Annotated in this window: 17 protein-coding genes; 5 read left to right on the top strand and 12 right to left on the bottom strand. The window is 55.1% G+C overall.

What is annotated here, in order from left to right:
- Nucleotides 1-24: 24 nt before the first annotated feature.
- Together aldA and HVX72_RS10290 are read right to left on the bottom strand one after the other, a co-directional pair.
- Nucleotides 25-1,464 (bottom strand): aldehyde dehydrogenase, encoded by a 1,440-nt coding sequence (gene aldA / locus HVX72_RS10295; RefSeq protein ID WP_181823141.1) that lies wholly within the window; start codon nucleotides 1,462-1,464, stop codon nucleotides 25-27.
- Nucleotides 1,465-1,661: 197 nt separating this feature from the next.
- Nucleotides 1,662-2,456, bottom strand: coding sequence for a YdcF family protein (locus HVX72_RS10290; protein WP_181823140.1), 795 nt, complete (start codon nucleotides 2,454-2,456; stop codon nucleotides 1,662-1,664).
- Nucleotides 2,457-2,846: 390 nt separating this feature from the next.
- Between HVX72_RS10290 and HVX72_RS10285 the strand changes: the two genes are divergently transcribed.
- On the top strand, nucleotides 2,847-4,166 hold the full coding sequence (locus tag HVX72_RS10285) for an MFS transporter (protein WP_181823139.1): 1,320 nt from the start codon (nucleotides 2,847-2,849) through the stop codon (nucleotides 4,164-4,166).
- A 64-nt stretch (nucleotides 4,167-4,230) separates the two neighbouring features.
- Here the strand turns inward: HVX72_RS10285 and hrpA are convergent, their stop codons facing one another.
- The gene (gene hrpA / locus HVX72_RS10280; protein WP_042283221.1) at nucleotides 4,231-8,133 is read right to left on the bottom strand and encodes an ATP-dependent RNA helicase HrpA; all 3,903 of its coding nucleotides are present in this window, start codon (nucleotides 8,131-8,133) and stop codon (nucleotides 4,231-4,233) included.
- A gap of 201 nt (nucleotides 8,134-8,334) precedes the next feature.
- Here hrpA and azoR point away from each other — a divergent pair, with 201 nt between their 5' ends.
- Entirely contained in the window at nucleotides 8,335-8,940 is a 606-nt protein-coding gene (gene azoR / locus HVX72_RS10275; RefSeq protein WP_042283223.1) for an FMN-dependent NADH-azoreductase, read from the top strand.
- A 30-nt stretch (nucleotides 8,941-8,970) separates the two neighbouring features.
- Here the strand turns inward: azoR and HVX72_RS10270 are convergent, their stop codons facing one another.
- The 7 genes from HVX72_RS10270 to HVX72_RS10240 all read right to left on the bottom strand — a co-directional run bounded on the left by HVX72_RS10270 (nucleotide 8,971) and on the right by HVX72_RS10240 (nucleotide 14,889).
- Nucleotides 8,971-9,384: a GFA family protein gene (locus tag HVX72_RS10270; protein WP_082636892.1), complete on the bottom strand. Its 414-nt coding sequence runs from the start codon at nucleotides 9,382-9,384 to the stop codon at nucleotides 8,971-8,973.
- 108 nt (nucleotides 9,385-9,492) lie between these two features.
- Nucleotides 9,493-10,104 (bottom strand): lysophospholipid acyltransferase family protein, encoded by a 612-nt coding sequence (locus tag HVX72_RS10265; RefSeq protein WP_181823138.1) that lies wholly within the window; start codon nucleotides 10,102-10,104, stop codon nucleotides 9,493-9,495.
- A 5-nt stretch (nucleotides 10,105-10,109) separates the two neighbouring features.
- Nucleotides 10,110-11,024, bottom strand: coding sequence for a phosphatidate cytidylyltransferase (locus HVX72_RS10260; RefSeq protein WP_181823137.1), 915 nt, complete (start codon nucleotides 11,022-11,024; stop codon nucleotides 10,110-10,112).
- Nucleotides 11,024-11,629 (bottom strand): CDP-alcohol phosphatidyltransferase family protein, encoded by a 606-nt coding sequence (locus HVX72_RS10255; protein WP_181823136.1) that lies wholly within the window; start codon nucleotides 11,627-11,629, stop codon nucleotides 11,024-11,026. The genes HVX72_RS10260 and HVX72_RS10255 overlap by 1 nt, the downstream gene beginning before the upstream one ends.
- 101 nt (nucleotides 11,630-11,730) lie before the next feature.
- Nucleotides 11,731-12,054 (bottom strand): YdbL family protein, encoded by a 324-nt coding sequence (locus HVX72_RS10250; RefSeq protein WP_042283235.1) that lies wholly within the window; start codon nucleotides 12,052-12,054, stop codon nucleotides 11,731-11,733.
- Nucleotides 12,055-12,061: 7 nt separating this feature from the next.
- A complete protein-coding gene (locus HVX72_RS10245; protein WP_181823135.1) occupies nucleotides 12,062-12,253 on the bottom strand; it encodes a YnbE family lipoprotein in 192 nt (63 codons plus the stop codon).
- Nucleotides 12,250-14,889 carry a YdbH family protein gene (locus HVX72_RS10240; protein WP_181823134.1) on the bottom strand — a complete coding sequence of 880 codons (2,640 nt, stop codon included), beginning with the start codon at nucleotides 14,887-14,889 and terminating at the stop codon, nucleotides 12,250-12,252. The genes HVX72_RS10245 and HVX72_RS10240 overlap by 4 nt, the downstream gene beginning before the upstream one ends.
- Nucleotides 14,890-15,086: 197 nt before the next feature.
- Here HVX72_RS10240 and HVX72_RS10235 point away from each other — a divergent pair, with 197 nt between their 5' ends.
- Together HVX72_RS10235 and hslJ are read left to right on the top strand one after the other, a co-directional pair.
- A complete protein-coding gene (locus tag HVX72_RS10235) occupies nucleotides 15,087-16,076 on the top strand; it encodes a 2-hydroxyacid dehydrogenase (protein WP_181823133.1) in 990 nt (329 codons plus the stop codon).
- A gap of 104 nt (nucleotides 16,077-16,180) precedes the next feature.
- Nucleotides 16,181-16,603, top strand: a complete 423-nt coding sequence (gene hslJ, locus HVX72_RS10230; protein WP_042283246.1) for a heat shock protein HslJ — start codon at nucleotides 16,181-16,183, stop codon at nucleotides 16,601-16,603.
- A gap of 2 nt (nucleotides 16,604-16,605) precedes the next feature.
- Here hslJ and HVX72_RS10225 read toward each other — a convergent pair whose 3' ends face one another.
- Nucleotides 16,606-16,878, bottom strand: coding sequence for a DUF333 domain-containing protein (locus tag HVX72_RS10225; protein ID WP_042283247.1), 273 nt, complete (start codon nucleotides 16,876-16,878; stop codon nucleotides 16,606-16,608).
- Nucleotides 16,879-17,032: 154 nt separating this feature from the next.
- Nucleotides 17,033-17,560, bottom strand: coding sequence for an NlpC/P60 family protein (locus tag HVX72_RS10220; RefSeq protein ID WP_072014930.1), 528 nt, complete (start codon nucleotides 17,558-17,560; stop codon nucleotides 17,033-17,035).
- Between the two features lie 600 nt (nucleotides 17,561-18,160).
- On the opposite strand from HVX72_RS10220, the gene nifJ reads away from it, so the two are divergent.
- Complete coding sequence (nifJ, locus tag HVX72_RS10215) at nucleotides 18,161-21,685, top strand: pyruvate:ferredoxin (flavodoxin) oxidoreductase (RefSeq protein WP_181823132.1); 3,525 nt, start codon at nucleotides 18,161-18,163, stop codon at nucleotides 21,683-21,685.
- Nucleotides 21,686-21,743: the final 58 nt, after the last annotated feature.

The raw sequence follows: 21,743 nt of genomic DNA, 5'->3' as shown, positions 1-21,743 counted from the left end.
GCTGTGAATACCCCGGCCTTTACGCTACGACTGGAGATAAACCACCTGCGTTTGCAGATACTCGTTCAGTCCGTGCTTACCGTCCGCGCCACCGATACCTGACTTGCGCCAGCCCGCGTGGAAACCCTGCATGGCTTCAAAGTTCTCACGGTTGATGTAGGTTTCGCCGAATCTGAGTCCCTTGATAGCTTTCATCGCCACATTGAGATTCTGCGTATAAATCGACGAAGTCAGGCCATAGTCGCTGTCGTTCGCCATAGCCAGCGCGTCATCCAGCGTATCAAAGACGACGACGGGCAGCACCGGACCAAAAGTCTCTTCATGCATGATCGCCATCTCCTGGCGCACATCCACCAACAGCGTCGGTGGATAGAAGTAGCCTTTCCCTTCCACCGCGTTACCCCCAAGCACCACTTTCGCGCCTTCTTCAACCGCACGCGTCACTTTTTGCGCCACACGTTCCAGCGCAGCCGCATTAATCAACGGTCCCATCGCAATGTCGTTACGCTCGGCGGGATTGCCAAACTGAACCGCTTTCATCGCGTCAGCCAGACGCGTGACAAACCGATCGTAAATGCCTTTCTGGACATACACCCGCTCGGCACAGTTACAGACCTGCCCGCTATTAATGACGCGAGAATCAACAATCGCCTTCACCGCCAGCGCCAGATCCGCATCGTCCATAACGATAGCAGGCGCTTTGCCCCCCAGTTCAAGGCATACTTTGGTGATGTTCTTCGCGGCGGTGGCCATAATTTTTTCTCCCGCCGTCACGCTGCCGGTCATGCTGACCATCGCCACCTTAGGATTCCCCGCCAGCTCCTGTCCGACTGTTTCACCACGACCGAGCACAAGGTTAAAGACGCCGCGCGGCAGACCAATATCATCGACGATCTTCGCAAAGGCGATGGCATTATTCGGCGTAAACTCGCTCGGCTTGATCACGATGGTATTGCCCGTGAGCAACGCGGGCGCCAGTTTTCGCGCGATCAGGAAGAACGGGAAATTCCACGGCAGGATACCGGTGGTCACGCCCAGCGCGCGCTTAAACAGCAGTATATTCTCGCCGGGACGATCGCTTTGCAGAATCTCGCCCTCGTAACGGCGCGCCCACTCGGCCATATAGTCAAGATAATCGGCGGTAAATGACACTTCCACCTCCGCCAGCTGTTGGATCTTGCCGCCCTCGGCAACAATCAGCGCGCTGATCTCATTAGCTCGCTCGCGGATGCCAGCGGATATTTTGCGTAACCATCCTGCGCGTTCAATGGCCGGCAGCGCTTCCCAACCGATTTGCGCCCGTTCTGCCGCCTCAATCGCTTTACGCGCATCTTCCGCCCGCCCGTCCGGGATACGGGAAATCACCTCTTCCGTCGCCGGGTTGATGACATCAATCCAGGCTTCTCCGTGCCAGGTCACAAACTGTCCGTCGATATACATAGGATGTTGTACGGGTACTGACATGCGCTACTCCTGTGATTGAAATGTTTTTAACAAGTGAAATTGTTGTTAATAAACATCAATCATGCCGTCAGTATTCCAACTGGTGTTTTGATAATGTGAGCGGCCTCATAAAAGAGGCCGCTCAGGGGCAAAGAACGCCGCTGGCAAGGGCAGCAAAAATGCCCGTTTGGGAGAAAACAAGGCTAAACGGGCAGGGTTCAACGCAAAGCGCGATCGCTGAGGGCCGCATAGAGTGCTTCATCGTCGTGCAACGTTTGCCATGCGGCTTCCACGTCCGCCGGAAAATCAACGTGAACTATAAAGTCGCGTCCGCAAGGTCCGTAGCCCGATTCGTCGTTACGCAGGCGTGGTATTTCGCCCGCCACCAGCGCTAAATAACGCTCAATAGTCCATACGCGATCATCAATGTTGGAAAAAGCAAGACCGTCGTCATGCCGGCAAAGCAGCGGTGTGAAGCCAGGATGACTTAACCAACGCGGCGCATCCGGGTTGTCACGGGTTACCCGGCGAAACGTCGCAACAGTGCGCCGCTGCATGGTGGGATCCTGAACCACAATCGCCGTATTGATGGGATCGGTGACCTCGGTAAGCAGGCTGACGCTAAAACGGGCATTTTCACCGCAGTTAGTGGAACGTTCTTCCAGCCAGATTTTATCCGCCGGGATCTGCCAGAACTGGCGTGCGATATCTGCAAGGATAGCCGCTTCGGTGCGTCCGGTGGTACGAATCGTATTGTAACGGGGATGCTGCGCAATGGCGGCATACAGAAAGGTCGTTGAGTGCCCGATCCCGCCGGTAATCAACAGCGGAACAGATTGCTCTTTCGCGATGCGGCAGGCGGCATCAATGGTGGGGATCACGGCATTACCGGCAAGCACGACGCAGTCGGCCGGATAAGCCGCACCGCCGTGAAAGTCATCCTGCGCCAGCCACTGCCCTACAGTATTAATCGCCTCAAGGGAGGCGTCGGAAATGTTCAGGAACGTTCGCATAGTGGGCTCCTCCTCTTTCTCAGCAGCCTACCGCAGCCCGACAGGATAAACAGCAGATCTCTCTGAAAGGTTAAGCGTTAAATTTCGCCGCTTTTTTTGTCACATTCATGAAATAACCAGAAACGTCTAAAAACGTATCGGTTGCACCTGTCGATTATCCTGTTTTTAAGCCGTTTAATAAATCATCCCTGTCATATCTTCTGCTCTCACAGAAAATTCGCCTGGTAAATTGCCTTATTTTTGGCGCATGTCTTTCGCCTCCCTCTTGTCAAATGTAACCAATCTACCTAGTTTGATTAACAATTTCACAACCAACCGACTGTTTCAGGTTGCACCTTCCGCACCGCCAGGTGTCACCTTTTTCTACTCTCTGGCTGAGGTTTAACGTCAATGACAACGCATGAAAGTAGCACTGCCATTCTGAAGAAAAACAAAAAAGTCCTCATCGCCAGCCTGACCGGCAGTGCGATTGAGTGGTTCGATTACTTCCTGTATGGCACCGCCGCCGCGCTGGTGTTTAACAAGATTTTCTTTCCGATGGTTGACCCGGTTATCGGTCTGATCCTCTCGTATCTGTCTTTCTCTCTGACCTTTTTCATTCGCCCGATCGGTGGTGTTGTTTTTGCCCATATCGGCGACCGGATTGGCCGTAAGAAAACGCTGGTCTTAACGCTGTCGCTGATGGGCGGCGCGACAGTGATGATTGGCCTGTTGCCAACCTACGAGATGATTGGTATCTGGGCGCCCATTTTGTTGATTCTGATGCGTATCATTCAGGGCATGGGGATAGGTGGCGAATGGGGCGGCGCGCTGCTGCTGGCCTATGAATACGCGCCGGAAAAACGTAAAGGCTTTTTTGGCAGTATTCCCCAGGCGGGGGTCACCATCGGCATGCTGATGGCGACCTTTATCGTGTCGTTAATGACGCTGTTCAGCGAAGAGGATTTCCTCTCCTGGGGCTGGCGCATCCCGTTCCTGCTCAGTTCCGTACTGGTGCTGCTGGGGCTATGGATCCGCCGCGATATTGACGAAACGCCGGATTTTCAGAAAGTGAAGCAATCCGGACAGGTCGCCAAAGCGCCGCTTCGCGAGACGCTCACCCATCACTGGCGTGAAGTGCTGATCGCCGCAGGACTCAAAGTGGTAGAAACCGCGCCATTTTATATTTTTTCGACCTTTGTGGTCAGTTACGCGACGACAACGCTCACCTACCAAAAGTCGCAAGCGCTGGAAGCCGTTACCCTTGGCGCGCTGGTGGCTACGGTAATGATCCCGCTGATGGGCCTGTTGTCGGATAAAGTGGGCCGTAAACGGATGTATGCCGTCAGCGTCTGCCTGCTCGGTCTGTTTATCGTGCCGTGGTTTCTACTGCTCAATACCGGCACGACCTGGGGAATCGTACTGGCGACGGTGGTGATGTTCGGCATTCTCTGGGCCCCCGTCACCGCGGTTCTCGGCACGCTCTGCTCTGAAATTTTCAGCGCTAACGTTCGTTATACCGGGATCACCCTGGGTTACCAGATTGGCGCGGCACTGGCTGGCGGCACTGCCCCGCTTATCGCGACGGGCCTGCTGGCGAAATATAACGGCGACTGGGTGCCGGTGGCGTGGTATTTGATCGTCACTGTCGCTATCTCCCTCACCGCCATCTTCTTTGCGAGTCGGGTAAAACGGTCTTCTGCTATTCACGCTCAGCCGAACGAACTGTAATAGTCATAAGCCTCACCCGGTATTCGCCGGGTGAGGCGCTACGTTCACGTCACAGTGCAAACAATTACCCGTTTATCTGCTCCATCGCCTGTAAAATACGCTTATCTGAAATCGGATAAGGCGTACCGAGCTGCTGCGCGAAGTAACTGACGCGCAGCTCCTCTATCATCCAGCGGATCGCCTTCACATCTTCATCTTCACGTCGCGCAGGGGGCAATTTATTGAGCCACTGCTGCCACGCCTGCTGCACGCTCTCTACTTTCAGCATTTGGGCGCGGTCGCGGTGCGGATCGACCGCCAGCTTCTCAAGCCGTTTTTCGATCGCCTGTAAATAGCGCAGCGTGTCACCGAGACGTTTGAAGCCGTTTCCGGTGACAAAGCCGCGATACACCAGCCCGCTCATTTGCGCTTTTATATCCGACAGCCCCAACGCCATCGTCATGTCCACGCGCCCTTTCAACCGCTTGTTGATGGCAAACACGGCAGTCAGGATCTGCTCAACCTGCTTTGCTATCTCCACCACGGTGTCGTTCAGTTCGGCACGCACCTTTTCGTGTAACGCGGTAAAACCTTCCTCTGTCCAGACCGGGCCGCCGTTGGCGTCGATCAATTTGTCTACGCCACAGGAGATACAGTCGTCTATCAGTTCCAGCACCTTCCCATACGGGTTGAAGTACAGACCCAGCTTAGCTTTGTTCGGCAGCTTCTCGTGCAGGTACTTAATGGGCGACGGTATGTTCAGCAGCAGCAAACGCCGCAGGCCGGACCACATTGCCTGCCGCTGTTCCAGCGGGTTATCGAACAGTTTGATCGCCACACTGTCGCGCTCGTCCACCAACGCTGGCCAGGCTTTGACCTTATAATTGCCGCGTTTCTGCTCGTAGCTTTCCGGAAGCTGGCCAAAACTCCAGATATGCAGGCCGCTCTGTTCGATACCGTCGTCCGCCACGGCAGACAAGGTTTCCTGAACCTTGCCCTTCAGCGCCTCTTTCAGCGCCGTTAACGAACGTCCTTCCTGCAGTTTTTTGTTCTTCTCGTCGACAACGCGGAACGTGACTTTCAGATGATCGGGCACCTGTTCCCAGTGCCAGTCTTCGCGGTCAACCGTCACGCCGGTCATGCGGCGCAGCTCACGCTCAAGGGCCTCCAGTAGCGGCAGTTCGAGCGGGGTTACACGGCCTAAAAACGCCTCAGCATAATTTGGCGCAGGGACAAAGTTGCGCCGTACTGGCTTCGGCAGCGACTTGATCAGCGCAATCACCAGCTCACGGCGCAGGCCGGGGATCTGCCATTCAAAACCGCTCTCGTCCACCTGGTTCAGCAGCGGCAGAGGGATGTGTACCGTCACGCCGTCGGCATCCGCGCCCGGTTCAAACTGGTAGCTCAGGCGCAGCTTCAGATTGCCCTGATGCCAGAAGTTGGGATAGTCCAGCTTGCTGATCTTTTCCGCCCCCTCTTTGATCAGCATGCTCTTTTCAAAATTGAGCAGGTCTGGCGTTTCCCTGCTGACCTTTTTCCACCAACTGTCGAAATGACGCGCGGAAATTACATCGTGGCTGATGCGCTGGTCGTAAAACTCAAACAGCGTCTCGTCATCCACCAGAATATCGCGACGGCGTGACTTATGCTCCAGCTCTTCGACCTCAGCACGCAGCTTCAGGTTATCGCGGAAGAATGCGTGCCGCGTTTGCCAGTCGCCTTCGACCAGCGCGTGGCGGATAAACAGCTCGCGACATAACGCCGGATCGATCTGGCTGTAGTTCACCTTGCGGGCGGCGACAATCGGTAAACCGTACAGGGTGACCTTTTCAGTCGCCATCACTGCGCCCTGCGCCCGCTCCCAGTGCGGTTCACTGTAAGAACGTTTAATCAGGTGCTGGGCAACAGGCTCCACCCAGTCCGGATCGATTCGCGCCGCAATACGGCCCCACAGACGGCTGGTTTCCACCAGTTCTGCCACCATCGTCCATTTTGGCGGTTTCTTGAATAAACCAGAGCCGGGGAAGATGGAGAAACGCGCGTTGCGTGCGCCGGTATATTCCTGCTTGTCGGCATCCTTCATCCCGATATGCGACAGCAGCCCGGTAAGCAGCGCGATATGAATTTCACGGTATTCCGCCGGTTCGCTATTGACCGGAATGCCCAGCTCTTTCACCACCTGACGCAGTTGGGTGTAAATATCCTGCCACTCGCGCACCCGCAGGTAGTTGAGGAAATCCACGCGGCACTGGCGGCGGAACTGGTTCGATGACAGCGCCTTCTGCTGCTCGCCGAGATAATTCCACAGGTTTACGAATGCCAGAAAATCGGACTCTTTATCGTGGAAACGACGATGTTTTTCATCCGACGCCTGCTGCTTGTCCATTGGCCTTTCGCGCGGGTCCTGAATGGAGAGTGCGGAGGTGATGATCATCGCCTCGCGCACGCAGCCGTGTTTTTGCGCTTCCAGCACCATGCGCGCCAGGCGCGGATCCACCGGCAGCTGGCTGAGCTGGCGACCCAGCGGCGTTAGCTTATAGGCGTTCGCCTGTTCGTCAGTCGTAATCGCGCCCAGTTCTTCCAGCAGGCGCACGCCGTCCTGGATATTGCGCTTGTCCGGCGCTTCGACAAACGGGAACGCGGCGATATCGCCCAGTCCCAGCGCGGTCATTTGCAGAATAACCGACGCCAGGTTGGTACGCAGAATCTCCGGATCGGTAAACTCCGGGCGCGACAGGAAATCGTCCTCGGAATAAAGACGAATACAGATCCCTTCCGAGACGCGACCGCAACGCCCCTTACGCTGGTTAGCGGAAGCCTGAGAAACCGGCTCGATAGGCAGACGTTGTACCTTTGTACGGTAGCTGTAACGACTAATGCGCGCGGTGCCGGGGTCAATGACGTACTTAATACCCGGCACGGTGAGCGAGGTTTCCGCCACGTTGGTCGCCAGCACAATGCGCCGTCCGCTGTGGGACTGGAACACCCGGTTCTGTTCGCTATTGGAGAGCCGGGCGTACAGCGGCAGCACTTCCGTATGGCGTAAATTGAGCTTATTAAGCGCGTCGGCGGTGTCGCGGATTTCGCGTTCACCGCTCATAAAGATCAGAATATCGCCGGGGCTTTCACGTCCCAGTTCCTCTACCGCATCGAAAATAGCCTGTAGCTGGTCGCGTTCGGTATCGTCCGCCTCTTCTACAATCGGGCGATAGCGCACTTCCACCGGATAGGTCCGTCCTGACACCTCTATAATCGGCGCATTGTTGAAATGTTTTGAGAATCGCTCCGGATCGATAGTCGCGGAAGTAATGATAACTTTCAGGTCCGGGCGACGAGGCAACAGCTCTTTCAGATACCCCAGAAGAAAATCGATGTTCAGGCTGCGCTCGTGCGCTTCATCGATAATGATGGTGTCGTACTGCATCAGCAGACGATCCTGCTGGATTTCCGCCAGCAGAATACCGTCGGTCATCAGCTTAACCATCGTGTTATCGCTGACGTGGTCGTTGAAACGCACCTTATAACCGATGCAGCCGCCCGGCTCCGTTTGCAATTCTTCAGCAATACGGTTCGCCACGGTACGCGCAGCCAGACGGCGCGGTTGCGTATGGCCAATCAGCCCTTTAACCCCGCGCCCCAACTCCATGCAAATTTTCGGTAGCTGGGTGGTTTTTCCCGACCCGGTTTCCCCGGCCACAATCACCACCTGGTGATCGCGAACCGCTTCAAGAATGGCCTGTTTTTTCTGGCTAACCGGCAGGTTTTCCGGATACACGATCGCCGGACGTGACGCTTCGCGTAGCACGACTTTACCGGCTGCCTGTTCGATCTCTTTCGCCATTTCCTGGTAAATGGCCTGTTGTGCATCAGGATTTTTAACCTTCTTCACGCCGTGGAGGCGGCGAGCAAAACGCTGGCGATCGCGCAGCATCAACGCATCTAACTGCTGTTGCAGGAGGTGGAAGGTTAATTTTTGTTGTTCTGTCATAAGGTTAGATGGCAGTGCTCTGCCTGGTTAAATCTCTTTAAATTGATAGGTATAGAGTACCACATCAGCGCATGTTGTGTGTCGTTCAATAAATTCGAACATAGGCTTCGATATATTGCGCTATCTCTGTGGCAGGATTGTGAATAAAGTGTCAACACGCAACGGGGCACAGCCCATTCAAACACCTATAAGGAAACACCCATGAGCAAGGTATTAGTTCTTAAATCCAGTATTCTGGCAGGGTACTCTCAGTCTGGTCAGTTGTCTGATTATTTTGTTGAACAATGGCGTGAAAAACATCCCGCTGATGCCGTAACCGTACGCGACCTGGCGGCAAACCCTGTTCCGGTTCTGGATGGCGAACTGGTCGGCGCTCTGCGCCCGAGCGATGCGCCGCTGACGCCGCGTCAACAGGAAGCGCTGGCGCTGTCTGATGAGCTGATTGCTGAACTGAAAGCCCACGACGTAATTGTCATTGCCGCCCCGATGTACAACTTTAACATCCCGACACAGCTGAAAAACTACTTCGATCTGATCGCACGCGCTGGCGTCACGTTCCGCTATACCGAGAAAGGGCCGGAAGGTCTGGTCACCGGTAAACGCGCCGTGATCCTCTCCAGCCGCGGCGGTATTCACAAAGATACCCCGACCGATCTGATCGCGCCATACCTGAAAGTGTTCCTTGGATTCATTGGGATCACCGACGTGAACTTTGTGTTCGCCGAAGGAATCGCCTACGGACCGGAAGTGGCATCAAAAGCGCAGTCCGACGCGAAAGCCGCTATCGACAGCGTGGTAGCCGCGTAAGCGCTCACCTCCCGCTGCGGCGGGAGGTGTTCATTTTGGCTGATAACTCAGATACCCCACCACACCACGACTCGCGCCATCACTGGGATGATTCACCCCGTCGGTTACCTCAACCGGTGAAAAGTCAAAAGGCGAGACGTCTTCAATACAGGCCACGTTCACGCCATACTGATCCGGACTGGAACGGCGCTGGTGAAAGGTGTAGATCCCGCAGACTGAACAAAAATAATGCTTCGCTTCGCCAGTATTAAACCGGTACTCCGTGAGCTTATCGCGCCCGGTGAGGACGTCGATACCGTCGAGCGGCGCAGAAACCACCACGGCGCCGCGCATCCGGCAAAACGAACAGTTACAGCGGCGTACGGTGTGAAACCCGTCGCTAAGCTGAACGGTAAAGGTGACCGCGCCGCAGTGGCACTGAGCAGAATATTTTTTTGTCATCATGTTGTCCCGCAATGAGTCGATAACGCCGTTGCAGTGGACAGTATAGAAACAAACGCTCAAGACAACGTGCCTGATAGCGCAAAACGGTGCGCTATCAGCCAATTTGCTTTATTGCGAAAGCGCCAACAGCTGCGCCCGGAGATTATCCATGAACGCGCGCTTGTCGGGATCCGCATACATCGCCCCGCCAATGGTCACATCGATAAACAGCGGCAGCGGTATCCGGTTGCCCTTCGCCATTACCCGTTCGGTTCCGGTCAGCCAGACAGGAATAATCGGCACCTCCGGAAAACGCTGGCTCAGATGCCATAACCCGGACTTCAGCGGGGCCAGCTTTCCAGGCTCGCCGCGGGTACCTTCCGGAAACAGGATCAGCGTCTTGCCTTCTCGCAGCGCCTGTTCGCAACGGGCCAACGGGTTAGCGTCGCCGCCTTTACGCATCACCGGAATAATGTTGAGAATATTCAGCGCAAACCAGGCCATCCACTTATTACGCAGAAAATAATCCGCCGCGGCAACCGGATGCACCTGACCCTGACGACGTAATGAAAACAGCGAAAGCAGCGCAAACACGTCCATATGGCTGTTGTGATTCGCCACAATAATCGCCGGACCGTGTGTCGGCAGACGTTCCCGGTGCCGGACACGCAACCCCAGCCATAGCCAAATGACCGGCCAGACAACACAAAGAGTAAACAGAGTACGAAGTAGTCGCGTCATGGTAGTTAAAAGTAAAAATAGCGGATGAAATGAAAGAAGACCGGCGCAGTGAAGATAAGCGAGTCCAGCCTGTCGAGAATACCACCGTGTCCGGGCAAGAGAGTACCGCTGTCTTTGACGCCACAATCCCGTTTGATCGCCAACATCACCACGTCACCACAAAACCCCGTAACGCCGATAATCACCCCGGCAAGCAGCGCCATCGCCCCGCTCATTGGTGTCAGTAACGGCCCTAACAGCAGGGCAACCAATGCTGTTGTCGCCACGCCGCCCAGCAATCCTGCCAGCGTTTTATTCGGACTGACCGTCGGCGTGACCTTAATGCGCCCGAACGACTTACCCCAGATGTACTGCGCAACGTCGTTAAATTCCGTCAGACCGACCAGAAACAGCACCAGTAGCGCGCCGGTCTGTTTGCCATCAGCAGGAAGCACCAGCAGAAAAGCCACATGGCTGAACGCAAACACGGTGGTCATTAAACTCCAGTGCAGTTGGGAAGCGGTACGCAAAAAGCCCTGCGTGTCGCCGGCGATCACCATTCGCGCGGGAAGGAATAAAAAGACATATACCGGAATAAACACCACAAACATGCCGTACCAGCCACTGCCGATAAACCCGTAGTTAACCGGAATAGCGATAAACATCCACAACAGCGGCATACGGTCAGCCTGACGGGACGGCGCCAGGGTCAGAAACTCTTTCAACGCCATAAAGCTGACCAGCCCGAAAAAGGTCAGCGCCAGCCAGGCAGGACTCAGGATCGCCAGCGAAAACAGCACCACGATGACCCACCATGTGCGAATGCGTAGCGTTAATTCGCGCCAGTCTTTCTCCGGACGCAGCGTAACCAGTAGCACATTGACCACGCTCGCCGCCAACAGCAGCGCGAATACCGCCGCCAGGGATTTCTCCAGCATCATCACTTCGCCACCTCGACCCGCAACGCGCTGCGACAGCGATTACCCGCCGTCCACAGCAGCAGAAGGATGGCGCCACACCAGACGGCGTTATTCCATGTCGCCAGCTGTGGCCACAGCGTCAAAAGCAATCCCCAGCAGCCAAACAGCAGCGCGCGATCGCTTTTGCCTAACGGACCCGCGTAGCTGCGCACACCGTTAATGGTTTGCGCCAGCACGCCGCAAAATTCCGTCATTGCCGCACAGAACAGCATCGCCACAACCAGCATCGGGTTACTGTCCGGGATCAGCATAAACGGCAGATAAAGCGCGAGGTCGGAGAGGACATCGCCGGTTTCGTTGAGAATCGCACCCAGCCTTGACTGCTGATTGCACTCTCGCGCCAGCATGCCATCCAGCGCATTAAGCGCCATGCGCACAAAGAGCACGACAGGCAGGAGGACCAGCAGTTCCAGACGGGGGAAACACACCAACACGCCGCCCGTCAGGAATGAGAGCGCCATCGCGGCAAGGGTAATGTGATTAGCCGTCACGCGGTGTCGGTGCAGCCAAAACATGAGGGGACGCAAAAGCGCCTGAAAAGCGGGCTTAATTTGATAGAGGGTCATTATCATTCCCTGATAATTAAAAAGTCGCGTAATAATGCCTGACTTTATCGATTGATGCGCCATCGCCCCCTGCTATCAGACAACATTTCAGAATTTATCAGTTATTTCCGCAGCCACTTACCGTTGATTCCCTGCACGTACTCGCCCGGACGGGCGCGCTCAACCAGCTTTTGCCCGGCCATTTTCGCGACCTCCTCTACCGGAATATTGTGGCTTTCAGCAAGCTGCTGGTAGCTAACGCTTCGCGCCTGGTTGATCTCTTTCACCAGCGTCCGGGTTTCGGCATCCTCTTTCAGCGCCACGAGGTAGCCATTCAGGGTTTCCCCAACCCGTCCTTGCGTTCTGGCCTCATTGAGGGTCAGCGCCAGCGCATTTCCACTCAGCAGACTGAGAATCAGCGTCGTCAGAAGTAATGTTCGTTTCATCCTAACCTCAGAACAAGTCGCTACGTGATTTGAGCAGGCTTTCTAAGTCTTTATCCACTTTGATGTGGATCTCATGCTCAATCCTGACATTCATGTTGATAGTGATTGGCTCTTTTGGCGCCGCGACTTCAATGCGCGGCGTACAGCCCGTCAATACCCCTGACAGGAGTAGCGCCAGCATGGCTGTCATCATTTTCATTGGGAGTCCTCACATTCCTTGCCTTCCGGGCAGTGTTTCAGGGGCAGCGTTGCGTTCTGTTCAAGCCATGCCTGTAGGTTGTCGCCAAAGCGCAGACTGCGCCAGAGCGCAAATACGTTTTCTTCGTGGGTGTAGTTGAGATTGACCGTCCCCGACTTACCTTCTACGCGACTGTTGCCGGTGATGGCCGCCTGCATGGTCAGTACGCCGAGATTGTCTAAATTGATTTTGGTCCAGGAATGGGCGATCTCCATGTAACGCAGCCAGTTGATCGCCGCGCCCGCCGCCATATTATCCTTCACCACCGCATCGGCGGTGTCTTTGTCGATGCGCAGGGTCATTGGACCCGGATTCGTTAACCAGCCGTCTTTAATGATCCATTTTTCATTATTCAGCCACAGTGGGAGCGCGCCGCTGACCGGGCCGGACAGGGCAAATTGCTTGGGATTCACTGCGCTTATCAGCTCGCTGGACGAAATATTTTCCACACGAATCAACGCCGGGTCATGCTGCGGCATACGCAACTGCTGCATCCTCACCTTACCGCCCAGCACGTCGACGCTGACGTCGGTGAGTAACAGCGGATCCTCTTCACGCCAGGGGTACGCGCCCTGCAGATCGGCGCTGAGGTTGGTAGCTGTCACCTGATTGACCACTTCGGCGATCCGCAGCGAAACCGGACCGCGCGTGCCCAGTTGCCACGTACCGTTGCCAAAACGGAATGGCAACACGAAATCCACACCGTTGATCTGGTTGTCGGGCATCCATGCGCTGCCGCCTTTGAGCACACCGTGGCCGCCCGCTTCAAACCCTTGTTCCGGCGCGGCAGAGAACGCGACCTGGGCGTAGAGCTCGCCTTCGCGCAGAGTCATTTTCCAGTCTGGCGGCACCAAAGGTTGAAACACCGTTAGCGACTGCTGCGGCCACCAGGCCTGTCCGCGCAGACGAATGCCGTCCCAGCGTCCGTTAACCCGAACCGGCCCAATCGCCCCGGCATGTAAATCGCCTTTGAACTGGAACAACGTCGGATCGCTACCGTCAACGCTGAACTTGAGCGTCGACGGCGGCAACACGCTGCCGCCCGAAAAATGGGTTTCGCCAGCGTCGAGCGAGAGCGCGCCGCTAAACCGCGGCTGGGCTTCATCGCGCACCCACTGAACCGGCTTGTCGAGTATCAGCCGCGGGGAGTCGATCGTCATGGTGCCGTATTGAAGCTGATTAAAGCCAGTGGAGAGATCGGTCAGGGTGATGACCTTATCGCGCCATTCCCCTTTACCCGCCACATCCCAGGCGGCATGCATAGGGGTAAAACGGCCCTTCCCCCAGTAGCGCCACTGCCAGCGCCCTGCATCCGGCAGGAAATCGTTCGCCAGACCGTCGAGATGCAGCACAAAGTCACCCATTTGATTTTCATGCGCGCGCAGTATGGCCTGCAGACGACCGTCCACGCCGCGCTGCGTCACCGTCACCCCTGCCAGCGGCCAGCGAATCTCATCAATGTCCAGCGAGTCGATGACCCGCCCGCGCGAACGCAGCAGCGCGCCAGGCTCAAAGGCCAGTTGCGGATCGCTCAGGCTTCCGCTCAGTTGGGCGGGTAGCCTGGCGTAAAAAATCAAATCGTCCTGCTTCGCTTCGCCGGTTAACTGAAGCGGCATCGCGCTATTATCCATGCTGAGTTTGCCCGGGCCAAAGGTCAGCACCGCGTTTCCTTTGCCCGCGTCGCCCTGGGTAAGGACATTAAGGCGACCGCTAATCAGCGCCCTTTCTGTCCCCTCCTGCCAGTTATCAACCTTAATGCCCAGACGCCCGCTTAAGGGAAAATCCTCATACGGCCACGTCCAGCGGCCGTCGCTGATGGAGAGTTGCTGAGACGTAAGGGTCCACGGCAGGTCGAGCAACGGCTCATGCTGCCCGCGCGCCATCACGATCAGTTGCCCCGTATTGTCACGCCAGTCCAGTTCCGCATCCACCAGCGAAGGCGCCTGCGGCAGAGTCAACGTCGCAACGCTATGACCACTTGTCGGCAGCCCATCCGGTACCAGCGGCATCGTGAATTCACCAACCAGTCTGACGGGCGGCTGCCCTTCAAACGCCGTCACGTCCAGTTCACTCACGGACAGCATCTGGCCGCGCAGTTGCGCCCGAAGGGTGACCTTTTCCCCCTGATAGCGCACTTGTTGAACCGACGGGGTAAGCGAAAGGTTCAGTTTTCCCTGCCATACCTGCCAGGGAGAAAGCGCCACATTGTCGATAGTGATCCAGGTATTCGGCAACATCGCCTGCCACTCGGCAAGGGTGCGCGGCGCGGCGGGCGACGACTCGCTTTGCGGGAGTTTAGCCAGGCAGGCGGAATCAAGCTGAAGGGTTTTAATCGTAAGCTGCCAACGGCTGGGATGGGAAATGTCCGCCTGGGTGACGCGCGCCAAAGGACATTCGCCGACTAAATATGTCATCTCAGGAATATGCAATCCCTGACGCGTCAGGCGTGGGCTTTGATCAAAGGCTATACGCGTCCCGAGCGGCAGCCAAATGCCCGCCAGCGTTGGGACCCACCACCCAAGCGTCATCACCAGCGTCAGCGGTATGAGGATAACCAGCAAAGCGATCGCCAGAACGGCTTTGTATTTACCCTTCATGGGCAGTTAATATCCTGATTTAGCATTAAATTAAGCCGAATAAGGCCACTATTGTGTCATGTTTGCCGAAACATGCCCAGTTTAAGGATAGATGCTCTAGAATTATTCATTATATGTATCACTTTCAATACTTTTTTATATTTTGTAAAATAATTTGAATTCAATACGTGTGATTCAACATCACTGGAGAAAGTCTTATGAAACTCGCCGTATACAGCACTAAACAGTACGACAAGAAGTACCTGCAACAGGTTAACGAGGCTTTTGGCTTTGATCTTGAATTTTTTGACTTTTTGCTGACGGAAAAGACAGCGAAAACCGCCCATGGCTGCGAGGCCGTCTGTATTTTCGTAAACGATGACGGAAGTCGACCGGTACTTGAAGAGCTGAAGAAACAAGGCGTTAAGTTCATCGCGCTGCGCTGCGCGGGTTTCAACAACGTCGATCTTGACGCGGCAAAGGAGCTGGGTTTACAGGTCGTGCGCGTTCCGGCCTATTCGCCGGAAGCCGTCGCTGAGCACGCCGTTGGTATGATGATGACGCTGAACCGTCGCATTCACCGCGCTTATCAGCGCACCCGCGATGCTAACTTCTCGCTCGAGGGCTTAACCGGTTTCACTATGCACGGTAAAACAGCCGGGATCATTGGTACCGGTAAAATTGGTATTGCCGCTCTGCGCATCCTGAAAGGTTTTGGTATGCGACTGCTGGCGTTCGATCCCTACCCGAGCGCCACCGCGCTTGAGCTGGGAGTGGAATATGTCGATCTCGCCACGTTGTTTGCCGAGTCGGATGTGATCTCCCTGCACTGCCCATTAACGCCAGAGAACTATCATCTGCTTAACCACGCGGCCTTTGACCAGATGAAGGATGGCGTGATGGTGATCAATACCAGTCGTGGAGCGCTGATCGACTCCCAGGCGGCTATTGAAGCGCTGAAAAATCAGAAAATTGGTTCGCTGGGTATGGATGTTTACGAGAACGAACGCGATTTGTTTTTTGAAGATAAGTCTAATGACGTCATTCAGGATGATGTGTTCCGTCGGCTTTCCGCCTGCCACAACGTCCTGTTTACCGGGCATCAGGCCTTCCTCACGGCGGAAGCGCTGACCAGCATTTCAGAAACTACGTTGCACAATTTGCAGCAGTTAATGAACGGTGAATCGTGCCCTAACGCCCTGTTTTAACGCTTATCCCTCCCGCGTTTGGGAGGGGTTTTCAGATTTTCCCCAAAGCCATATTCGGTAAGATCGTTATTCTGTTATTGATTGATAAGATTCAGAGAGTTGATATGAAGAAGGTAGTCGCGCTGGTTGCGCTGAGCCTGCTGATGGCAGGTTGTGTGAGTAATGGAAAAGTGTCTGTCAGCCGCGAGCAGCTACAGCATCATCGCTTCGTGCTGGAAAGCGTGGACGGAAAACCGATCGCGGCAAGCCAGCAGGCTCCCGAGCTGAGCTTCGGTGAAAAGATGACGATCTCAGGCAAGATGTGTAATCGCTTCACCGGTCAGGCCACGCTGTCAGATGGCGAGCTGAAAGCCAAAAATCTGGCAATGACGCGGATGATGTGCGCCGACCCGCAACTTAATCAACTGGACGCCACGCTGAGCGCCATGCTCAGCAAGGGTGCACAGGTAGACCTGACCGCTAACCAGCTTACGCTGGCGACGGCGGAACATACTCTGAGCTATAAACTGGCCGACTTAATGCAGTAGTATCAATAACTACCACAGCTTCCCGCGGCGAGAGATTGTTCGCTACAGCGTTTGCCGTTGGGAAGCGCGCACATGCCAATGGCAGAACCGTCCAGTTGACGGGCGACAGAGAGCGATCCCCCTATCATGGCGCAATTGGCCTCGCCGGAGCTGGTCATCGCCGCTCTTAACCCCGGAGCGACATGCGCCGCCGTCGCCTGCTGAACAGGTTCATTGTCACTGCTGCACGCCGACAATAATAACGCGGCACATCCTACCCAAAACGCTGCGCGCATTTCTCTCCCCTTATCTTCTGAAAGCCAAACGAACCGCACTAATAATAGGCATGCGAAGCTGTCGCGTCGAGAGTCAACGCGCGCATTTATGCGCCGCAGCCGCATTTTATCGCGTTATCCGTGCGGTTTTTGATCTCACCCGGCCCCACGAGCCTTAAACACTCACCCGACGAGCGGTCACATAACGCGACTGCCAGTATCGGTTTGAAAGATGTGACAACGTCACACCTTCCGAACTGGATGCATGAATAAACGCATCATTTCCGATATAAACCCCAACATGATGAACGTTTGGTTTCGTTTCGAAAAACACCAAATCACCGACGTTAAGTTCATTCTGATGTATCCGACGACCGATATGACTTTGCTCACGGGCAGTCCGCGGCAAGTGTTTATGAATCGTCGAGGCAATAATACGACGCGTAAAGGCGGAGCAATCAATGCCACGGCGGCTGTCCCCGCCCCAGCGGTAATGTGTACCCTGCCACTGTGCGAATTCACGCATAATGCGTTGTTTAAGCTGTTTGTTGTTACGCTGAGCTGACGACCGGTTTACGGAATTATCAGCATAAGACAACGTAGAAAAGGTATTGAAGCCCCAGTCTTTAGCCTGAATTTTAACAAACGCAAAAGACGATGATGAGGTAGATATAAGTAAAGCAAGCAAAAATAAACGAATCATAATTTAATCAAAACAAGTAATTACATTATCACATCCTGACTTTTTGCGCACAAAGAAGATTCACGTTATTACGTGTAAATAATATGTTTAAACTGCGTGTATCCGCAACTGGCTGGTTATTATCACTATGCTAACAGCAAAAAATAACAAGGCTTTCCTGCCCTGTTCTGCACCCAGTGTAGAGACAGTAGACCTGAAGCCAAACTTAAATCATCTTATTAAGAACAGTCATATCCCAAGAGAACGGCAAGGATAATAATTTTCTTAAGAAATTTCTCAAAGAAAATTACGGTCCAATTTTGGACCTCACTTAAAAAATAAGATAAAGCTGTTAAATCCACGTTAATAAACAATCGGCTTTTTGATGGCAACGTAAAAATATATTGCACACCTTGTCCCGAAAAAATAAAAACGTGGGCATCATCGGGGTTAAATAAATATTAAATTTCCGATCTTGTTTCGCGATCTGTGTGTCAATTTGTGCACTCGAAAGCCGCATAACTTCAAGGGAATACAGGAAAGTCCTATACTGAAAAGATAACTATCGGGACGCCATGCTGTAGAGAGCGTCTTTCATTTTGCGCAATGTAAGGGTGTCATATGATCACAATTGACGGTAATGGCGCGGTGGCCTCCGTAGCGTTCCGCACCAGTGAAGTTATCGCCATCTACCCCATAACGCCCAGTTCAACAATGGCTGAACAGGCGGACGCCTGGGCGGGGAACGGGCTTAAAAACGTCTGGGGAGATACCCCGCGCGTGGTCGAAATGCAGTCTGAAGGCGGCGCGATCGCTACCGTGCACGGTGCGTTGCAAACCGGGGCTCTGTCGACCTCCTTTACGTCCTCCCAGGGTCTGCTATTGATGATCCCGACGTTGTATAAACTGGCGGGACAGCTTACTCCGTTCGTACTGCACGTCGCCGCCCGTACCGTGGCGACACATGCGCTGTCTATTTTCGGCGATCATTCCGACGTAATGGCCGTCCGCCAGACCGGCTGCGCCATGCTGTGCGCGGCCAGCGTTCAGGAAGCGCAGGACTTCGCGCTGATCGCCCAAATCGCCACATTGAAAAGCCGGGTGCCCTTTATTCACTTTTTTGATGGTTTCCGTACTTCGCATGAAATCAACAAAATCGTGCCGCTGGCTGACGATACGCTGCTAAACCTGATGCCACAGGCAGAAATCGACGCCCATCGCGCCAGAGCGCTTAATCCGGAGCATCCGGTGATTCGCGGCACGTCGGCAAACCCGGATACGTACTTCCAGTCGCGCGAAGCGACAAACCCCTGGTACAACGCGGTTTACGACCATGTTGAGCAAGCGATGAATGATTTTGCCGCGGCGACGGGTCGTCAATATCGCCCCTTTGAATACTACGGTCACCCACAGGCTGAACGCGTGATTATCCTGATGGGGTCGGGTATCGGCACCTGCGAAGAGGTGGTCGACGAACTGCTGACGCGCGGTGAAAACGTTGGCGTGCTGAAAGTACGTCTGTTCCGCCCGTTCTCCGCACAACACCTGCTGCGCGCTCTGCCAGCGTCGGTACGTTCGGTCGCCGTACTCGATCGTACCAAAGAGCCGGGATCCCAGGCAGAGCCGTTGTATCTGGACGTCATGACCGCGCTGGCGGAAGCCTTTAACCGCGGCGAGCGTGAGACACTGCCGCTTGTTATCGGCGGACGCTACGGCCTTTCTTCGAAAGAGTTCGGCCCCGACTGCGTGCTGGCGGTGTTCACTGAACTGAGCAGCACGCAACCAAAATCGCGTTTTACTGTGGGTATTTACGACGATGTGACCAATTTGTCATTGCCGTTACCGGAAAACACCCTCCCCTCCAGCGCCCGGCTGGAAGCGCTGTTTTACGGACTGGGCAGCGACGGCAGCGTCTCGGCGACCAAAAACAACATCAAGATTATCGGTAACTCGACCCCCTGGTACGCGCAGGGTTACTTCGTCTACGATTCGAAAAAGGCCGGAGGTTTGACGGTTTCGCATCTTCGCGTCAGCGAACAGCCGATCCGTTCCGCCTACCTTGTTTCGCAGGCCGACTTTGTTGGCTGTCATCAGTTGCAGTTTATCGACAAATACCCGATGGCAGAACGTCTCAAACCTGGCGGGATTTTCCTGCTCAATACCCCCTATAACGCCGATGAGGTCTGGGCGCGTTTGCCACAGGAAGTCCAGGCGGTGTTGAACCAGAAAAAGGCGCGTTTCTACGTCATTAACGCCGCGAAAATCGCTCGCGAATGCGGTCTGGCCGCACGCATCAACACCGTCATGCAGATGGCCTTTTTCCATCTGACGCGCATTTTGCCTGGCGACAGCGCGCTGGCTGAACTTCAGGGCGCGATCGCCAAAAGCTACAGCAGCAAAGGACAGGATCTGGTGGAGCGCAACTGGCAGGCGCTGGCGCTGGCCCGCGAATCGGTTGTTGAAGTGCCGCTACAGTCGGTGAATCCGCAAAGCGCCCACCGTCCACCGGTCGTTTCGGACGCAGCCCCTGATTTTGTCAAAACGGTCACCGCCGCGATGCTCGCCGGACTCGGTGACGCGCTTCCGGTATCCGCCTTACCGCCGGACGGTACATGGCCGATGGGCACCACGCGCTGGGAAAAACGCAATATAGCCGAAGAAATTCCAATCTGGAAAGAGGAACTGTGCACTCAGTGTAACCATTGTGTCGCCGCCTGCCCGCATTCGGCGATTCGCGCCAAAGTCGTGTCGCCACAGGAGATGGAGAACGCCCCAGCCAGTCTGCATTCGCTGGACGTGAAATCTCGTGATATGCGTGGCCAGAAATATGTGCTGCAGGTCGCTCCGGAAGATTGCACCGGCTGCAACCTGTGCGTCGAGGTGTGCCCGGCGAAAGATCGCCAGAACCCGGAAATCAAGGCGATTAATATGATGTCCCGCCTTGAGCATGTGGAAGAAGAAAAAGTGAACTACGACTTTTTCCTCGCTCTGCCAGAAATTGATCGCAGCAAACTTGAACGCATTGATATTCGTACTTCGCAGTTGATCACCCCGCTGTTCGAATATTCCGGCGCCTGTTCCGGCTGCGGCGAAACGCCGTATATCAAGTTGCTGACCCAGCTGTACGGCGATCGCATGTTGATTGCCAACGCCACCGGGTGCTCGTCGATTTACGGCGGTAACCTGCCTTCAACGCCGTACACCACCGATGCGAACGGACGGGGCCCGGCATGGGCTAACTCGCTGTTTGAGGATAACGCCGAATTCGGTCTGGGATTCCGTCTGACGGTCGACCAGCATCGCGTGCGGGTGATGCGCCTGCTGTCGCAGTTTGCCGAACAAATCCCAACGGCGCTCTACGAGGCATTGCACGCCGAAGCGACACCGGACGTGCGCCGCGAACAGGTTGCCGCCCTGCGCCAGCATCTGAAAGATGTCGACGGTGCGCGCGAGCTGGTCGCCGATGCCGATGCGCTGGTTGAGAAATCAATCTGGCTTATCGGCGGAGACGGATGGGCTTACGATATTGGCTTCGGTGGTCTCGATCATGTGCTGAGCCTGACCGAAAACGTCAACATTCTGGTGCTGGACACGCAGTGTTATTCCAATACCGGCGGCCAGGCGTCAAAAGCCACGCCGCTTGGGGCTGTCACAAAATTTGGCGAACACGGCAAGCGCAAGGCGCGTAAAGATCTCGGCGTCAGCATGATGATGTATGGTCACGTTTACGTCGCGCAGATCTCGCTTGGGGCGCAGCTAAACCAGACGGTGAAAGCCATACAGGAAGCGGAGGCGTATCCAGGACCGTCGCTGATCATTGCCTACAGCCCATGTGAAGAGCACGGCTACGATCTGGCGCTGAGCCACGACCAGATGCGTCAACTGACGGCGACTGGCTTCTGGCCGCTTTATCGTTTCGATCCGCGTCGCGCGGAGGAAGGCAAAGTGCCGCTGGCGCTTGACTCTCGTCCACCGTCAGATGCGCTGGCGGAAACCCTGCTTAATGAGCAGCGCTTCCGCCGTCTTAATGCGCAGCAGCCCGAGGTCGCGGAGCAACTATGGAAAGATGCCGCCGTGGACCTGCAAAAACGCTATGACTTCCTGGCGCAACTGGCGGGGAAAGCAGAAAAAGCGAACAGTGAATAACGGCCTGGCGGGATTCACCCGGAAATAAAAAAAAGCCCGAACATCGTTTCGGGCTTGT

This window comes from Citrobacter sp. RHB21-C05 (assembly GCF_013889015.1).
GTDB lineage: Bacteria > Pseudomonadota > Gammaproteobacteria > Enterobacterales > Enterobacteriaceae > Citrobacter_A > Citrobacter_A sedlakii.
This window is presented reverse-complemented; position numbering and strand designations above follow the sequence as displayed.

Bases quoted from the DNA above. Each gene is read 5' to 3' on its own strand.
- HVX72_RS10285 (WP_181823139.1), top strand. From the start codon at position 2,847: ATGACAACGCATGAAAGTAGCACTGCCATTCTGAAGAAAAACAAAAAA.
- hslJ (WP_042283246.1), top strand. From the start codon at position 16,181: ATGAAGAAGGTAGTCGCGCTGGTTGCGCTGAGCCTGCTGATGGCAGGT.
- HVX72_RS10240 (WP_181823134.1), bottom strand. From the start codon at position 14,889: ATGAAGGGTAAATACAAAGCCGTTCTGGCGATCGCTTTGCTGGTTATC.
- HVX72_RS10250 (WP_042283235.1), bottom strand. From the start codon at position 12,054: ATGAAACGAACATTACTTCTGACGACGCTGATTCTCAGTCTGCTGAGT.
- HVX72_RS10235 (WP_181823133.1), top strand. From the start codon at position 15,087: ATGAAACTCGCCGTATACAGCACTAAACAGTACGACAAGAAGTACCTG.
- azoR (WP_042283223.1), top strand. From the start codon at position 8,335: ATGAGCAAGGTATTAGTTCTTAAATCCAGTATTCTGGCAGGGTACTCT.
- HVX72_RS10270 (WP_082636892.1), bottom strand. From the start codon at position 9,384: ATGATGACAAAAAAATATTCTGCTCAGTGCCACTGCGGCGCGGTCACC.
- HVX72_RS10260 (WP_181823137.1), bottom strand. From the start codon at position 11,024: ATGATGCTGGAGAAATCCCTGGCGGCGGTATTCGCGCTGCTGTTGGCG.
- hrpA (WP_042283221.1), bottom strand. From the start codon at position 8,133: ATGACAGAACAACAAAAATTAACCTTCCACCTCCTGCAACAGCAGTTA.
- HVX72_RS10290 (WP_181823140.1), bottom strand. From the start codon at position 2,456: ATGCGAACGTTCCTGAACATTTCCGACGCCTCCCTTGAGGCGATTAAT.
- HVX72_RS10255 (WP_181823136.1), bottom strand. From the start codon at position 11,629: ATGACCCTCTATCAAATTAAGCCCGCTTTTCAGGCGCTTTTGCGTCCC.
- HVX72_RS10225 (WP_042283247.1), bottom strand. From the start codon at position 16,878: ATGCGCGCAGCGTTTTGGGTAGGATGTGCCGCGTTATTATTGTCGGCG.
- HVX72_RS10220 (WP_072014930.1), bottom strand. From the start codon at position 17,560: ATGATTCGTTTATTTTTGCTTGCTTTACTTATATCTACCTCATCATCG.
- aldA (WP_181823141.1), bottom strand. From the start codon at position 1,464: ATGTCAGTACCCGTACAACATCCTATGTATATCGACGGACAGTTTGTG.
- HVX72_RS10265 (WP_181823138.1), bottom strand. From the start codon at position 10,104: ATGACGCGACTACTTCGTACTCTGTTTACTCTTTGTGTTGTCTGGCCG.
- HVX72_RS10245 (WP_181823135.1), bottom strand. From the start codon at position 12,253: ATGAAAATGATGACAGCCATGCTGGCGCTACTCCTGTCAGGGGTATTG.
- nifJ (WP_181823132.1), top strand. From the start codon at position 18,161: ATGATCACAATTGACGGTAATGGCGCGGTGGCCTCCGTAGCGTTCCGC.